Raw genomic sequence first — 15,557 nt, forward strand, 5'->3', positions numbered from 1 at the left:
GAGACTGAGAGAATGGATGGGCTGAAGTTCACGCTCGGCAACGCGCGTCACGACCTGCTACGAGACAGCGGCGACTGGGACAAGTTCAGCCGGTTCTGGGAGGACCTGCCGCGGGATCCGTGCATGGGGGACGGCGGCACCTATCGCCGCCGTAAGCACTCCGTGATTTCGTACAACGTCGCCGACGGCACGGTCGCGTCGGTCGACCAGGACGGATTCCTCCAGAGCAAGGAGATAAACCGTCTGAACGGCGGCATCGTCCGTCGCTTCGAGCCGGTCGACCAGGCCCTGCTGGACACGGCCGTGTTCCGGCTGCTGCTGGCCCAATTCGTCCCGCGCATCGCGGAGCTCGCGCCCGCCGGCGAACCTTCCGCTCCTGTCCGTCGGATCAACATCCATCAGCACCGCATCGTCGCCACCGAGAGGGAAGCCGGGAAACCGACCCCGGAGGGAATTCACCGGGACGGTGTCGAGCACATCGTCATGATGCTGATCGCCCGGAAGGACGTCACCGGCGGGGTCAGCACGCTCCACGACAACACCGAGTCACCGGTACTGACCCACACCCTCAGCGATCCCGGAGACTACATATTCCTGGACGACCGCACGGGCCTCCATTCCGTGTCTCCGGTACGGGTCGCCCCGGGTGCCGTGGAGGGGTACCGCGACATGTTCTTCCTGGAGTTCTGCTGACGAGGAAGACCTTCCGGGCGAGCGCCGGGGCGCCGGTGCCGGGGGCCCGGCGCACGGCTCAGCCGATGCCCGGCCGCCCCCCGGCCCTCGTTCCCGGCCAGGGGGCGCTCGATGCAGAATGCCTCCTCCACCGCTCAGTCCGCGTTGCCGTCAGGACCCGCGACGTACGCGGCGGGCCCTGACTCAGCGGGCCGGTGAGGTGGTCGCCCGGGTTCCGTTCGCGTAGCCGGCCAGCACGGCCTGAGCGTCTCCGTTCTTGAGAGCGGACAGCAACTGGGACACCTGCTCCTTGCCGCGCACGACCCGGACGGTGCGGCACTGACGGGTGATCAGGACGGCGTCCTCGTGGAGCTGCTGGTAGCCGAAGAGGCGTGAGGCGCGCATGGTTCTCCAATCGACGAGGGCCGAGGGTCATCAGCTCGGACGGCCGTCTCCGACCGTCCTGCCGCGCAGAAAAGCTACGCGCAGATCAGCACCGTGTGCGTCCGCGGCAAAGGTAACGACGGAGATGCACGGCGTTGCTCCGAGGTTCTTCGGGCTGCGAGTTCTGTTTACCGGGGTGAGCGACACGCTCAGCCGCAGGAGAGAAAGATCAGCATGCCGGGTATCCGCGGATGCGTTCACCGGGGACGCACCTGACGCCGGCGCGACCGTACCGTCTTGCTTCGACGTGACAGACCGGCGGCCCCCGCCGGAACGATCGACGGAAAGGAAGTCACCCCATGCCCACCATGCAGGCGTGTCCTGAATGTGAGGACGAGGTGCAGGTCAGCCCGTCGGCGCGGCTCAACGAGATCATCGATTGTGCGGGCTGCCGAAGCGAACTGGAGATCGTGGCGCTGAGTCCGATGGTGCTCGCCCGCGCACCCGAGGTCGAGGAGGACTGGGGAGAGTAACGCCCGCGGGCAGGCATGCCTCACCCCTCGGGGCTCGACCACGGCCCGCGCAGGGACGGTCGGCCCTTCCCGCCCCGTATCCCATCCGATTCCCGGCGAACTGGAGACACTGTGACCACCAGACCGCTCATGGTCGTCAAGTGCGGCGGCAATCCGTCCGTCGACGCCGCGGGCATCTGCGCCGACGTCGCCAGGCTCGCCCGTGAAGGACAGTCGGTCCTCCTGGTGCACGGCGGCTCCGGGGAGATCGCACGACTGGCCGGGAGACTCGGTGTCCCGCAACGCACCCTTGTCGCACCGGACAAGGTGGCCACCCGGTACACCGACCCGGCCACACTGGAGGTGGTCGTCCTCGCGCTGGCCGGCGGGGTCAAACCGAGGATCGTGGCGGAGCTGTCCAGGCTCGGGGTGCCCTCGGTCGGCCTCACCGGCCTGGACGGCGGCATGCTGCGCGCCCGCCGCAAGTCCGTCGTGCGCTCGGTCGTGGACGGCCGCACGACCCTGGTCCGGGACAACCTCAGCGGCCGGCTCGAGGAGGTGCGTACCGAGCTCCCCGAAGCCCTGCTGCGCTCCGGCTTCGTGCCGGTGGTCTCGCCGCCCGCGATCGACGAGCACGGTCAGCCGGTGAACGTCGACGCCGATCGGGTCGCGGCCGCGCTCGCGGCGGCACTCGGCGCCGACCAGCTGGTACTGCTGACCGGCGCACCGGGAGTGCTCGCCGACCCCTCCGACGAGACCAGCGTGCTGGGCACCTACGAGGTACCCGCGGCCGGTGCGCCCGGTCGGCGCATCGGCGGCGGCATGGCGCTCAAACTCGTCGCGGCCCGCGAGGCGCTGACCGGCGAAGTAACGTCGGTGCGTATAGCGGATGGACGAGTGCCGGATCCGGTCAGCCGAGCCCTGGCCGGATCCGGCACCGCCGTGACGCTGAGTCCGCGATCCGGTGACCGGCTCGGCCAAGCCCTTCCGCCCGCGGTATCCGCCCCACAGGGAAAGTAGCTGACGATGCCAACCAGTTCCTCGGCGCCCACCAAGCGCGTCGCGTTCGTCGACGCCTTCGCGATGGGACGCCTTCTCATGCCCGTCATGAACCGGCTGGGCATAGAGTGCGTGCACGTGCAGTCCCCGAACCCCGACGTCCACCTGGTCCGGCTGCCGTTCCCCGAGGGTTTCGTGGCCGATGTGCGGCACCGGGGTGACGTCCCGGCCACCGCCTCCGCGCTGCGCGAGCTCGGGGTGGACTTCGTGATCTCCTCCGGGGAGTCGGGCGTCGAGCTGACCGACCGGCTCGCCGCCGAACTCGGCACTCCGGGCAACGGGATGAGCCGGCCGACGTCCCGCCGCAACAAGTACGACATGGTGCTGGCCCTGCGCGCCGCGGGAGTCGAGTCGGCGGCGACGATCGTCTCGGCCGATGCCGACGAGATCATCAAGTGGGCCGAGACGACCGCGGGTTATCCGGTCGTCCTGAAGCCGGTCTCCAGCTGCGGCACCGACAACGTCGTGGCGTGTTCGTCCGCGGATCAGGTGCGTGCCGTCCACGAGAAGATCATGACCACTCCCGACCGCCACGGCCTGCCCAACACGGTCGTCCTCGCCCAGGAGTTCCTGGACGGGGACGAGTACTTCGTCAACACGGTCAGCCGGGACGGCAGACACCACACCGTGGAGGTCTGGCGGTACTACAAGACGCGGCTCCCCGGCGGCAACATCATCTACGACTACAACGAGCCCCTCGCACCGGACGATCCCGTGGCCAAGAGGGTGGAAGCCTATGCCCACCAGGTGCTCGACGCCCTGGAGGTCCGGAACTGGGCCAGCCACACCGAGGTCATGATGACCGCCAGGGGACCGGTGCTCGTCGAGTGTGCCGCACGCTTCGGCGGGGGGCAGGTTCCGGAGATCGCCCGTCGCTGCCTGGGCACCAACCAGATCGAGCTCGTGGGCCTGTCCGTCGTAAATCCCGACGCGTTCGACCGACTGCCCACCACCGCGTACCAGTTGCTGGAACGTCTGCGGTACGTGCATCTCATCAACCCGAGCGATCACGGTGTGGCTCCGTCCGACGAGGCGATGGCCGCCGTCCGGGCGCTCCCCTCCTACGTCCACGCCGTCACGACGCATCCGGCGGGGGACCCGCTCCCCCGGACGGTCGACGTCGCCACCCAACCGGGGTACGTGATCCTCATCTCCGAGGATCCGGAGCAGCTTCGGGCGGACTACCGCAGACTCCGGGAGATCGAACGCGACCACCTGTACGCCGACAGCCCGCGCTAGACCAGGGCGCCGAGACGAGTGCGGCGCACCAGAGGGAGGAGCCATTGTCCAGCAACGTCGTACCCGCCGGCCGGCTGCCGGCCGCGGCGGTCCACGTGCGCGCCGGGTCGGCAGCGTGAGTACGGAGACGGGGGGCCGGGCGCGCACCGGTGAGCCGCGATTCCGTGACGCCCTGCGCGGTCTGCCCCGCCAGGTCTGGATCATCAGTCTCGGCAACCTGATCCTTCAGGCCGGCACGTTCCTGCCGGTGTTCATCGTGCTCTACGTGACCCAGCACGGCCATTCCGCCGGGGCCTCGGGGCTCGTGCTGGGCGCGTCCGGTCTGGGCCGGGTCCTCGGCAACGTCATCGGGGGCCATCTCACCGACAGCATCGGCCGGCGATGGGCCATCCTGCTGTCCGTCCTGGCCACCTCCGGGCTGACGGCGTCCGTGCCGTTCCTCGGGCCACTACCGGCGATCATCGCCGTGGTCGGTCTCATCGGCCTGGTGTCGCAGATCTACCGGCCGGCCATGGCGGCGGTGCTGATCGACTCCGTCACGTCCGCCCAGCAACGGCTCGCCGCCTTCGGAGTGCTCCGGTTCGCCCAGAACGTCGGCTCCACCCTCGGCGGGGTGCTCGGTGGCGTGCTGGCGAGCATCTCCTACACGGATCTCTTCCTGGTGGAGGCTGCCACGCTCCTGCTGTTCGGCGTGATCGTGGCCGTGCTGCTGCGCGACGCACCGCAGCCGCGGCCCGATTCCGGCACCGCGGAAACGAGGGCGGCCCCGGCGGTCGGGTACCGGCAGGTGCTCACCGACCGCATCCTGGTGCGCTTCCTGCTGATGACCGTGTTCTCCATGTTCGCCTACATCCAGACCGCGGTCGGCCTGCCCCTGCATGTGGACGACGTCGGGCTGAGCGCCCGTGACTTCGGTCTTCTCATGGGGCTCAACGGTCTGCTGGTGGTGCTGCTGGAGCTGCCCATCACCAGCGTGATCTCGAAGTACCGGCCGGAGTACGTCCTGGCCGTCGCCAACCTGCTCACGTGCGGCGGTCTCGCGCTGTCCGGGTTCACCGCCTCCATGGCCCTGCTGGCGGCGACGGTGGTGATCTGGACGTTCGGCGAGATGGCGTACTCCTCCATCGTCCAGGCCCACCTGGCGAGTCTCACTCCGCCCGGGATGGTAGGGCGTTACCAGGGGCTGTACGGCGCCGCGTACGCGCTCGGCACTGGTGCCGGACCGGTCGTCGGCGCTGCCGTGTACGCGATCGGCCCCTGGATGCTGTGGACCCTGGTCTGCGTGCTGGGGCTGGTGTGCGCCCAGCTCAGTCTGGGGCTGCGCGGCCCGGACGCCGCAGCCGGCGAACCGGTTGCCCAGCCCGGCGGCGCACCACCTGGGCGCACCACCTGACGGAGGCACTCCGTCCGCGGCCGGGGTCGGCATGCCGACCCCGGCTTCGGCTTCCCCGGAGCACCGGGGGGGCGGTACCGGCGTCGTACGCCTTCTCGTCGCAGCGATGGGTCCACTTCCGGTCGCTGCCGTGGGTCCGCTCCCGGTCGCTGCCGTGTGCCACGAAAACGCCGCGGGCCGCAGGGGGTTGTCTTCCCCTGCGGCCCGCGGCGGCGTGTTCCGGTCCGGCCCGCCGGCCTATGCCTGGCTCCGGGGCCGCAGCCGCAGGCCGTGCATGCCGTTGTCCACGGCGAGCACCGTGCCCACCGAAGCGCTCGACAACGGGCTCGCCAAGTAGGCGATGGCACCCGCCACCTCGTCGGCCGTCACCAGCCGACCCGTGGGCTGGAACGCGTCGAGCGCGGCGCGGGCGGCCACCGGATCCGCCGCCTGCTCCAGTGACCTGCCGATCCACGGGGTGTCCGCGGAGCCGGGGGCGACGCAGTTGACCCGGATGCCCTCGCGGACGTGATCTGCCGCCATGGCCAGCGTCAGCGCGTACACGGCCCCCTTGCTGGCCGAGTACAGCGCCCGCTGCTCCACCCCGGCCCACGCCACGATGGAGCAGGTGTTGACGATCGACGCGGCGGGTGAGTGCCGCAGGTGGGGTATCGCGTGCCGGGCGACCCTGACCATCCCGACCACGTTGACGTCCAGGACGCGCAGCCACTCGTCGTCACCGTTCGCGGTGACGTCCCCTACGGCGCCGATCCCGGCGTTGTTCACCACGACGTCCAGCCTGCCGAACCTCTCGGCCACGGCATCGACGGCGGCCTGGACCTGGACGTCGTCGGTGACGTCGGCCTGGACCCCCATGATGCCGTCCGGGAGCCCCTCCGGCTTCAGATCGAGAGCGGCGACCCGGGCTCCCCTGCTGCTGAGCAGATTCGCCGTGGCCAGACCGATTCCCGACGCACCGCCGGTGACGATCGCGACCAGTCCTGCGAAGTCACTCATGAGTTCTCTCCAGTCCACTCGATGGTCAAGTCGGCCCGAGACGGCGGTCCGGTTCAGGCCAGCACGTCGGCGATCATGTCGATGCCGAGGTCGATCTCCTCGCGGGTGACGACCAGCGGGGGCGCCACCCGGAGGTGCCCCTTGGCCTCCTTGCACAGCAGGCCGCGCTCGGCCAGCGCCTCGGTCACCCGGCGCCCGGCCACTCGCTCTTCGCTGAGCTGTACACCGGCCCACAGTCCGCGCCCACGGACCTCGGTGACGCCGTCCAGCTCGCTGAGGCGGAAGTGCAGGTGTGCGCCGAGTTCGCGGGAGCGCTCCTGGAACTCCCCGGTGGCCAGCAGCCGCACGGTCGCGCGGCCGACCGCGCACGCCAGCGGGTTGCCGCCGAAGGTCGAGCCGTGGTCTCCGGGCGTGATCACACCGAGGACATCGGCGCGGCCGATCACCGCGGACAACGGCAGGAGTCCGCCGCTCAGGCTCTTGCCCAGGGTGTACATGTCCGCACGGACACCCTCGTGGTCCAGCGCCAGGGTCGTGCCGGCGCGGGCCAGTCCGCACTGGACCTCGTCGGCGACGAACAACGTGTCGGTCTCGTCGCAGAGTTCCCGGACCTCGGCGAGATACCCCTTCGGCGGGACGACCACGCCGGCCTCGCCCTGGATCGGTTCCAGCAGGACCGCCGCCGTGTTGTCGGTGACCGCCGAACGCAACGCCTCGATGTCGCCGAACGGCACCACCTTGAAGCCGGGCGTGAACGGGCCGAAGCCGGCCTGGTGGTTGGGGTGCGTGGAGAACGAGACGATGGTCGTGGTGCGGCCGTGGAAGTTCGCGCCCGCGACGATGATCTCGGCGGCTCCGTCGGGCACGCCCTTGACCTGGTAGGCCCACTTCCTGGCGATCTTCACCGCCGTGTCGACGGCCTCGCCGCCGGAGTTGGAGGGCAGGACCATCTCGGTGCCCGTCAGCTCGGCCAGTTCGCGGCAGAACGGCGCGTACTGGTCGTGGTGAAACGCACGGGTGCTCAGCGTGAGCCGGTCGAGCTGTGCCTTCGCCGCGGCGACGAGGTCGGGGTGCTGGTGGCCGAAGTTGACCGCGGAGTAGCCCCCGTGGAAGTCGAGGTAGCGCCGGCCGTCCAGATCGGTCGTCCAGGCGCCTTCCCCATGAGTGAGCACCACGGGGAAAGGCGCGGAGTCATGAGCCCCCCAGCGCGCGGCAAGGTCCATGTGGTCCTGAGAGGAGAGGTCCACAGTCATGGCGATACTCCTTTTGCAGGCTCCCTGACGGGGCCGTTGTCGTCGACAATCTGTGCCACATGGGGAAACTACGAACCCACCCGCGACGCACGCGTCCGCGGCAAACGCACCGCGACTGCGCACTCCGATTACTCGCGTCGAATACGTGGTGTGTGCGGGGAAGGACCGGCCGCGCAAGGAGTGAACCGAAACCCACCGCGGTAAGCGAGATGTTCAGTCGCCGGAGAGAGAAGTCAGCGGGATGTGTCCCCGCGCATGACATTGCCGCGGACGCACATGGTGTCGCCGCGGCCATAAGGTCCTGCGTGGCGCGGCAGACCGGTCGTGTCGGCCCACCAACCCATGGTCCTGTTACGGAGGTCACGTGTCAGCAGTGTCGACGATCGAGTGGACCGAAGAATTCGCCCGGGCTGTACGCAGACTCATTGACGTCTCTGTCGACGACTACTACAACCCGTACCGGACCTTTGACTGGCCCGAATCCATCACACCGGACGGTCTGTGGATGAGCCGGGAGCTGCTGTCCGTCCACGGCACCGCCGCGGAGAAGCAGCTGAGCCACGAACAGCTCGTGGAGCTCTCGCGCTGGGAGAGCGTCAACCTCTACAGCCTGATCGCCCACGGCATCAGGGAGCTGCTCATCGAGGTGATGCGCCGCATCCACACGCCCGGCTACGAGATCCCCACGCCGTACTTCCACCACTTCATCGGTGAAGAGAACGAGCACATGTGGTTCTTCGCCGAATTCTGTCTGCGCTATGCCGGCCGCATCTATCCGGACCGGCGGATGGTGTTCCCGACGGAAGAGCGGGCGCCGGAGATGAACAACTTCATCGTCTTCAGCCAGATCCTCATCTTCGAGCAGATCGGCGACTACTTCAACGCCCACATGGCGGCCGACGAGAAACTCCCGGACACGGTGCGGGCGGTGAACCGGATCCACCACCGCGACGAGTCCCGGCACATCGCCTTCGGCGGCAAGCTCGTGAAGGCGCTCTTCGACGAGGTTCGCCGGACGCACTCCGCCGAGGAGGTCGAAGAAGTCGGCCACTATCTGCGCGGCTACATCGACCTGATCATCCAGATGCTGTACAGCCGCGACGCCTACCAGGATGCCGGTATCCCGGACCCGGCGCGCTTCCGTGCCTCCGTCATGGCTGATCCGGCGAGGGCGCCGATCAATGCTCGCATCATCGAACGAACCAACAACTTCTACCGACGCATCGGCCTGTTCCACTGACGGGAGATCTCATGCCGACGTTTGTCGCACCTGGAATAGCGGTCCTCGAATCCGAGGAAGCCGCCCTGTTCGACGCCCTTGAGGCCCGATTCCAGGACATCGCTCTCGCGCTGGGGGCCCGACCGGTGGCCGGCCCGGCCCTGCTCCCCGAGGAGGACCTGGTACGCCTCGACTTCTTCCGCAACTTCCCCCACCTCGGGCTGCCCGTGGCCACGCTCACGGACCGGGCCCGCGAGGAACTGGCGCGTGGGGAGGCCACGACTCCGTCCCCCGAGCACCCTCTCGTCCCGACCGGCTGCTATCTGCCCACGGCGACGTGCTACGGCCTGCTGGCGTCGCGGCAGCGACGGGACATCGAGACCCCCGAGGTCATCACGGGGATCGGTCGCTGCTTCCGGAACGAGGAGCACTACGACGGCCTGCGCCGGCTCCGTGCCTTCCACATGCGCGAAGCGCTGTACATCGGCAGCCAGGACGGTGTGGTGGACCATCTGAGCCGGTCGACCGAAATCGTCCTGGGCCTGGCCGACCAGCTCGGGATCAAGATACGCAAGGAGCCTGCGACCGACCCGTTCTACCTCGGTGACGGCGCGCGGTCGGTGCTCAACCAGCTGGACCCGGTGAAGTTCGAGTTCGTGTCGGACGACGGTACCGCCATCGCGTCGGTCAACCGCCACCGCAACTTCTTCGGTGAGCGCCTGAACATCTCCTTCGGGGGCGAGTCCGCCTACAGCGGGTGTCTGGCGTTCGGTGTGGAGCGCTGGGTCCATGCGCTCCTACAGGTGCACGGCGACGCCCGGCGGGCGCTCGTCGCAGTCAACGAATCAGCAGCCTAGGAAGGTTGGACATGGAGGAAATCGTCACCTGGATCCGGTCCAAGAACCCGGATCTGGACGGAGAGATCGCCAACGACACCGATCTCATCGAATCCCGGCTCATCGCGTCGGTGTCGTTCATGGAGTTCATCGGTCTTCTGGAGGAGCTCACCGGAAGGAGCATCGACGTCACCAGGTTGAGCGTGGCCGACTTCCGCACCCTCGACCGGATCAACGAGAACTTCTTCGCACCGGTGGCCTGAACCGCCGGCCCGAACGAGAGAGACGGAAGAGCGTCGTGCGACGTGTGCCCGGGCGCCGGCTGGTGCGCTCCCCCGATGCCTCGCTGCGGTGGCTCGCCGGGCCGCCCGGGCCGGTGCGCGGAGGAAGGGGCGGGATCGCCGGGTCGAGTGCCAGGCCCGGACCCGGCGATCCGCACCGCACGGTGGAGCGGAGCGTCCGTGACTGACGTCTGGTACGTCGGCGTCGACCAGGTGCCCGAGTCGCTCGCCGTACTCCTGGACGGGCGCGACCGCGCCCGCCGTCGACGGATCCTGTGCGAGGCGGACCGCAACCGCGCTCTGGCCGCATGGGTGCTGGCGCGACTCGTCCTCGGCGAGAAGCTGGGCCGGGATCCGGCGGACTTGAGCTTCGACCGGACCTGCGCCCACTGCGGTGACCCGGGGCACGGGAAACCGGTCGTGGAGTCCGCCGACCCGGGTCTGGACTTCTCGCTCTCGCACGCCGGAGGGCTCGCCGTGGTCGCCGTCTCGGACCGGACCGTCGGCCTCGACATCGAGGACGCCACGGCCGGGGTGCGGCCGCCGGCTGCGGCGCTGACGGAGCGGGAACGCGCGGTCTGCTCGGACTATGCCGACTTCGCACGGCTGTGGACGTGCAAGGAAGCCGTGCTCAAGGCCGCCGGCAAGGGACTTCAGGTCCATCCGGGGCGCCTGGAGGTCCTCGGCTCCACGCTGCGTGCGCTGCCCGAGGAACTCGGCCGCCCGGAGGACTACACGCTCCGGGACCTCCCGCTGCCCGCCCCGTACGTGGGCACGCTCGCGGTGCTCGGGCCTGCACCCCCTCCCTCCGTCCGCAGCGGCACGGATCTCGTCGGGGCCGCCGCGCAGGTGTTCCCGTCACCGCTCCCTCACCCGCGCGTCCACCGGTAACCGTGCGTGGACGCATCCATCGCGTGGTCGCACGAAAGCACCGCGGGCCGCAGGAGGAATCCCCTGCGGCCCGCGGCCGTGTTCCTGCGACACGTTCCGCCCGGCGGCTCAGATCTTGCGGGCGACTCCGCCGTAAAGGGCGGCTTCGGGAGACCCGGCGGTCTGTCCCGTGGGATGCCATTGCGACGCCGGCACGACACCGGGCGCGACCAATTCCCAGTCGCCGAAGAAACGAGCGACCTGTTCACGGGTCCGCGGATACATGTCCTCGAAAGCGCGCCTAAGCGTCTCCTCATTGTTGGAGTCCCCCCAGGGAATGTCGCCTGCGATGTGGGAGACGACAAGACAGCTGCCCTGCGGCAGGGCTTCGCGCAGGGCCGCGGTGATCCGGAGCGGATCCGCGCTTTCCGGCACGAAGTGCAGGACCGCGCCCAGCACACAGGCCACCGGACGGCCGGAACGGATCAGCGCCTGGACGGCCGGCTGGGCCAGCAGCTCGTCGGGGTTCTGGATGTCGCCCAGGACGAAGTCGGTTCCCTGCTGATCGGCGATGAGTTCACGCGTGCGCCGCCCGACCGCGGGATCGATGTCGCAGTAGACGACGGAAACCGAAGGGGACTCCTGCCGGGCGATCTCGTGCGTGTTCGGCGACACGGGGAAGCCGGAACCGATGTCGATGAACTGGTCAACGCCCTGTTGGGCCAGCCGGCGCACCGCCCGTGACAGAAAGGCGCGGTTCGCCCGCATCGTCGTCAGCAGGTCGGGGGCCTGCATGCCGATCCAGGCGCCTGCCGCCCGGTCGGCCTCAAGACCGTTCTCGCCGCCTATGAAGTAGTCGTAGACCCGTGCGGGGTGCGCTTCCGGGCGTTTCTCAGGGTTTTCGATGGTCATGAGTCGGCGTACTTCCCCTCAATTCCGTATGACGCTCTGGATCGCTGCCGAGGAAAGGGTGGCAAGGAGGGAGGCCATACGGGAATAAGCGGCATGCTTAGGCACGGAGGCGAAAGATCAACGCGATGTGCCCCGCACCTGAACTTGTCGCGGACGCGCACGGTGTCGGCCCGATCATAGCGTGCTTCTCGGTGCGGCTCCCGTACCTCGTTCTGCACCGTCGACACCGAAGAAATGGGGGCGCTTCAATGCCGCTTCATCCCGTCGTTGCGGGCATCAGAAACTATCGTCTGGCAACCGGGTTCACCCCTCTCTACACCATGTCGGTGGAAGAGGCCCGAAAAGCGGACGCCGCGACGGAAGCCTCGGTCTGGGACTGGATCGAACAACCCAAAGAGATATTCGACATGGATATCGCCGGTCCGGCCGGCCCGATGACGCTCAGGGTCTACCGCCCGCCGACCGAGAGCAAGGGCCCGCTCCCCGTACTGGTCTATTTCTTCGGCGGCGGTTTCGCCGTCGGCTCCCTGGACACGTCCGAGGCGTTCTGCCGTGCGCTGTGCAGCATGGTTTCCTGCGTGGTCGTCTCCGTGAGCTACCGACTGGCGCCCGAGCACCCGTTCCCGGCAGCCATCGACGACTGCTACGCCGCCGTGACCTGGGTGGCGGAGAACGGGTCCCGGATCGGCGTCGACGGTTCACGCATCGCCGTCGCCGGGGACAGCAACGGCGGCACCCTGGCCGCGGCGGTCTCCCTATTGGCCAGGGACCAGGACGGACCGCGGATCAGCGCCCAGGTGCTCGTCTACCCGGCGATGCGCTACGGCTCGGAGACGGATTCCATGCGTGAGAACAGGGATCCGATGTTCTTCAACGGCCACTCGGTCCCCTGGTTCTGGGACCTCTACCTCGCCGATCCCGCCGACGGCGACTCGCCCTACGCCTCACCGCTCAACGCGACCGACCACAGTGGACTCCCCCCCGCACTCATGATCACGGCCGAGTTCTGCCCGCTGCGCGACGAGGGAAACGACTACGCGGAGGCACTCGCGCGCGCCCAGGTTCCGGTGGAGCACCGTCAGTACGCGGATCTGCCGCACGGCTTCCTGTCCATGGCGGCCGTACTCGACGTTGCACGGGAGGCACTGGACGGGATCGTCGGATTCCTGCGCCTGCGTCTGGGACTGAACGAACGGGGAAGTGAGCGCAGTGGCACCTGAGACACCGGCGACGTCCGGGCCGGAAGACGGCCCGACCGACGTCGACCTCGCCATCGTCGGTGCCGGCCCCACCGGCCTGTACGGCGCGTACTACGCGGGCTTCCGCGGCCTGAGCACCGCGGTCGTCGACGCGCTGTCCGAACCGGGCGGTCAGGTGGCCGCGATGTATCCCGAGAAGCTGCTGTACGACATCGCCGCGCACCCCGCCGTCACGGGCCGCGAACTCATCGACAACCTGGTCCGCCAGGCGGCGCCCTTCAAGCCCCGTTACCTGCTCGGCCATACGGCCACCACCCTGGCGGCGGACGGCCCCCGCTGGATCCTCGGCACCGACCACGGTGCCCGGATCCGCGCCGGGGCCGTCCTCGTCGCTGCCGGTCTGGGCAGGGTCACCCCGCGCAAGCTGCCCTGTGCCGTTGCGTACGAGGGCCGAGGCGTCGTCTACCACGTACCGCGCCTGGAGGAGCACCGGGCCCGCGACGTGGTGATCACCGGCGGTGGTGACAGCGCGGTGGACTGGGCACTGGCGCTGGCCCCGATCGCCCGGTCGGTCACCCTCGTCCATCGCCGGACGTCCTTCCGCGCCCACGAGCACAGTGTGCGGCAGCTGTACCGCTCCCCCGTACGCGTCCTCACCGACGCCCAGGTGATCGCCTGTCACGGAACCGGCCGCCTGGCCTCCGTGGACGTCCGCACCGAGAACGGCGGCACCCTGAACCTGCCCGCGCACACACTGATCACGGCACTGGGCTTCGTCACCAACCTCGGTCCCCTGGCCGGCTGGGGGATGGAGCTGGAGTACCGGCAGATCCGTGTGGACGCCACCATGCGCACCAGCCTTCCCGGGGTGTACGCCGTCGGTGACGGGTGCACCTATACAGGCCGCGTTCCCCTCATCTCGGTCGGCTTCGGCGAGGCCGCCACCGCCGTCAACCACGCCGCCGTGGCACTGCGCCCCGGCGCCCGCCTCGCCCCCGGCCACTCCTCTGACGCCCATCCCGCACTGGTCCCTGCGTAGGAGCTGAGACAGCGTTGGTTTCGCACAAACTCACCCTGATGCCACACGGCCTGGAGGTCCTCCTCCCGGCCGGCGCACCGCTCACCGACCTGGAGAACGAGACCTCTCACCGGGTCATCCCCTTCGGTTGCCAGTCGGGCGCCTGTGGCGCCTGCGTCATCGAGGTGCTGGACGGGGCCGGCTCGCTCGGGGAGATGAACGCCGACGAGCAGGACTTCCTGGAGGACCTGGGACGGACAGGCGGCGCTTTCCGTCTCGCGTGCCAGTGCCGCCTCATGGACTCCGCGACCGTCCAGGTCGCGGAGGAGCAGTAAGGGCCCGACGGGGCGGCGGCAGAGGTTCCGGTCCGCCGCGTCGTCCTCCGGCACGGCCCGCCTCGTCCGTCCCGGCTCGCACCACCACACCACCTTCACGTCCTGTCTCCTGCAAGCAGAGGAGTTTCTCCATGAGCCTGCTCGACTCGTCGACCCCCAGGGTGGCCACCACCGCACCGCCGGCGTCCCCGCCGGCCACGTCGTCCGACCCCCGGGAGACCATGCGGCGCCTGCCCCGGCTGCTACAGCTCCCGGCCACGCTGTTCACCGGCAAGGCACTGCCGGGGCAGCGGTCCCCGGGCTGGACACCCGGCTTCCACCTGGCCACCGCCACGGTTTCGCTGGTGCTGGGAACGCTGGTCAGCGTGCTCGCCCACACCCTCGGCCACGGCCTGCTGCTGCCTGTCGGCTGGGCGGTGACCCTGCACGGGATGCGCAACCTGCGCATGATGGTCTACCACCAGTGCTCGCACCGGAACATGTACCGCCGGCGTCGAGTGGACCGGGCCATCGGCCACGCCATCTCCAGCGTGCTCATCATCCAGAACTTCCAGCGCTACAGCCGGGAGCACGTCCGCGACCACCACGCGGCGCAGCACATGACGCTCAAGGACCCCACCGTCCAGGCGTTCCTGGTCAGCCTCCAGATGCATCCAGGCATGACACGCCGGCAGATGTGGCGCAGGCTGCTGCTGAAGCTCGTCTCACCGCGGTTCCACTTCAGCTTCGCGGTGTCCCGCGTCCGCTCCTTCTGGAGCGAGTCGGCGCGCAGCGAGCGGACGTCGGCGCTCCTGCTGTACGGCACGACCGTCACCGCCACCGTGCTCACCGGCACCTGGCAGACCCTGCTCGTCGTCTGGTTCGTGCCGCTGTTCCCGTTGTTCCAGATCAGCAACACCCTGCGGCTGTGCGTCAAGCACACCTTTCCCGTTCCGGGCACCGCGATCCGGCACGGCCGCGCGTACTTCTCCAGCCTGACCAACGCCATCTTCATCGGTGACGCGCTGCCCTCCCCGGACCTGCCCCTCGCCCGCCGCGCCGGCGCCTGGGTCCGCTGGACACTGCGCCTGGTCTTCCTGCACGCCCCGTCGCGCTACCTGGTCCTGACCGGTGACACCGTCGTCCACGATTTCCACCACCGCTACCCGGCCGCCCCCCAGTGGGCGGACTACGTCTTCGCCCGCCAGCAGGACATCGACTCCGGACACCAGGGCTGGCCGCCCTACCACGAGGTCTGGGGGCTGATCCCGGCGATCTCCCACGTCTTCGACTCGCTGGCGGCCGCCGATGCCGAGGAGTTCGACGTGAAGCGGCTGAAGGCGGTCAGCAAGCGCGAGCTGTTCGCGGCCTTCGACGACTGACGCATTCGACCCGGACGA

General features: G+C 69.1%; 17 protein-coding genes. 13 read left to right on the top strand and 4 right to left on the bottom strand.

Annotation, left to right across the window (positions count from 1 at the left end; genetic code table 11):
- Positions 1-12 precede the first annotated feature (12 nt).
- Complete coding sequence (locus AB0F03_RS18260; RefSeq protein ID WP_361992556.1) at positions 13-693, top strand: 2OG-Fe dioxygenase family protein; 681 nt, start codon at positions 13-15, stop codon at positions 691-693.
- Positions 694-876: 183 nt separating this feature from the next.
- Here AB0F03_RS18260 and AB0F03_RS18265 read toward each other — a convergent pair whose 3' ends face one another.
- Positions 877-1,077 carry a hypothetical protein gene (locus AB0F03_RS18265; RefSeq protein ID WP_361992559.1) on the bottom strand — a complete coding sequence of 67 codons (201 nt, stop codon included), beginning with the start codon at positions 1,075-1,077 and terminating at the stop codon, positions 877-879.
- Positions 1,078-1,415: 338 nt separating this feature from the next.
- Between AB0F03_RS18265 and AB0F03_RS18270 the strand changes: the two genes are divergently transcribed.
- The 4 genes from AB0F03_RS18270 to AB0F03_RS18285 all read left to right on the top strand — a co-directional run bounded on the left by AB0F03_RS18270 (position 1,416) and on the right by AB0F03_RS18285 (position 5,259).
- Complete coding sequence (locus AB0F03_RS18270; RefSeq protein WP_361992562.1) at positions 1,416-1,589, top strand: lysine biosynthesis protein LysW; 174 nt, start codon at positions 1,416-1,418, stop codon at positions 1,587-1,589.
- Between the two features lie 111 nt (positions 1,590-1,700).
- The gene (locus tag AB0F03_RS18275) at positions 1,701-2,588 is read left to right on the top strand and encodes a [LysW]-aminoadipate kinase (protein ID WP_361992564.1); all 888 of its coding nucleotides are present in this window, start codon (positions 1,701-1,703) and stop codon (positions 2,586-2,588) included.
- A gap of 6 nt (positions 2,589-2,594) precedes the next feature.
- On the top strand, positions 2,595-3,866 hold the full coding sequence (locus AB0F03_RS18280; RefSeq protein WP_361992567.1) for an ATP-grasp domain-containing protein: 1,272 nt from the start codon (positions 2,595-2,597) through the stop codon (positions 3,864-3,866).
- 115 nt (positions 3,867-3,981) lie between these two features.
- On the top strand, positions 3,982-5,259 hold the full coding sequence (locus AB0F03_RS18285; protein ID WP_361992570.1) for an MFS transporter: 1,278 nt from the start codon (positions 3,982-3,984) through the stop codon (positions 5,257-5,259).
- Between the two features lie 237 nt (positions 5,260-5,496).
- Here the strand turns inward: AB0F03_RS18285 and AB0F03_RS18290 are convergent, their stop codons facing one another.
- On the bottom strand, positions 5,497-6,255 hold the full coding sequence (locus AB0F03_RS18290; protein WP_361992573.1) for an SDR family oxidoreductase: 759 nt from the start codon (positions 6,253-6,255) through the stop codon (positions 5,497-5,499).
- Between the two features lie 53 nt (positions 6,256-6,308).
- Complete coding sequence (gene rocD / locus AB0F03_RS18295) at positions 6,309-7,508, bottom strand: ornithine--oxo-acid transaminase (RefSeq protein ID WP_361992576.1); 1,200 nt, start codon at positions 7,506-7,508, stop codon at positions 6,309-6,311.
- A 364-nt stretch (positions 7,509-7,872) separates the two neighbouring features.
- Between rocD and AB0F03_RS18300 the strand changes: the two genes are divergently transcribed.
- From AB0F03_RS18300 to AB0F03_RS18315, 4 genes are all read left to right on the top strand, one after another.
- On the top strand, positions 7,873-8,748 hold the full coding sequence (locus AB0F03_RS18300) for a diiron oxygenase (protein ID WP_361992579.1): 876 nt from the start codon (positions 7,873-7,875) through the stop codon (positions 8,746-8,748).
- Between the two features lie 11 nt (positions 8,749-8,759).
- Positions 8,760-9,584: an aminoacyl--tRNA ligase-related protein gene (locus AB0F03_RS18305; protein WP_361992581.1), complete on the top strand. Its 825-nt coding sequence runs from the start codon at positions 8,760-8,762 to the stop codon at positions 9,582-9,584.
- An 11-nt stretch (positions 9,585-9,595) separates the two neighbouring features.
- A complete protein-coding gene (locus AB0F03_RS18310) occupies positions 9,596-9,826 on the top strand; it encodes an acyl carrier protein (RefSeq protein WP_361992584.1) in 231 nt (76 codons plus the stop codon).
- Between the two features lie 198 nt (positions 9,827-10,024).
- The gene (locus AB0F03_RS18315; RefSeq protein WP_361992587.1) at positions 10,025-10,735 is read left to right on the top strand and encodes a 4'-phosphopantetheinyl transferase superfamily protein; all 711 of its coding nucleotides are present in this window, start codon (positions 10,025-10,027) and stop codon (positions 10,733-10,735) included.
- Between the two features lie 108 nt (positions 10,736-10,843).
- Here the strand turns inward: AB0F03_RS18315 and AB0F03_RS18320 are convergent, their stop codons facing one another.
- Positions 10,844-11,626, bottom strand: coding sequence for an SAM-dependent methyltransferase (locus AB0F03_RS18320; RefSeq protein ID WP_361992589.1), 783 nt, complete (start codon positions 11,624-11,626; stop codon positions 10,844-10,846).
- A 320-nt stretch (positions 11,627-11,946) separates the two neighbouring features.
- Here AB0F03_RS18320 and AB0F03_RS18325 point away from each other — a divergent pair, with 320 nt between their 5' ends.
- The 4 genes from AB0F03_RS18325 to AB0F03_RS18340 all read left to right on the top strand — a co-directional run bounded on the left by AB0F03_RS18325 (position 11,947) and on the right by AB0F03_RS18340 (position 15,539).
- Positions 11,947-12,846, top strand: coding sequence for an alpha/beta hydrolase (locus AB0F03_RS18325; protein WP_361992591.1), 900 nt, complete (start codon positions 11,947-11,949; stop codon positions 12,844-12,846).
- The gene (locus AB0F03_RS18330) at positions 12,836-13,864 is read left to right on the top strand and encodes an NAD(P)/FAD-dependent oxidoreductase (RefSeq protein ID WP_361992593.1); all 1,029 of its coding nucleotides are present in this window, start codon (positions 12,836-12,838) and stop codon (positions 13,862-13,864) included. Before AB0F03_RS18325 ends, AB0F03_RS18330 begins: the two co-directional genes overlap by 11 nt.
- A 38-nt stretch (positions 13,865-13,902) precedes the next feature.
- Positions 13,903-14,178 carry a 2Fe-2S iron-sulfur cluster-binding protein gene (locus tag AB0F03_RS18335; protein WP_361992595.1) on the top strand — a complete coding sequence of 92 codons (276 nt, stop codon included), beginning with the start codon at positions 13,903-13,905 and terminating at the stop codon, positions 14,176-14,178.
- 131 nt (positions 14,179-14,309) lie between these two features.
- Entirely contained in the window at positions 14,310-15,539 is a 1,230-nt protein-coding gene (locus tag AB0F03_RS18340; RefSeq protein WP_361992598.1) for a fatty acid desaturase, read from the top strand.
- The last annotated feature ends 18 nt before the right edge of the window (positions 15,540-15,557 follow it).

This window comes from Streptomyces sp. NPDC028722 (assembly GCF_040637655.1).
Lineage (GTDB): Bacteria > Actinomycetota > Actinomycetes > Streptomycetales > Streptomycetaceae > Streptomyces.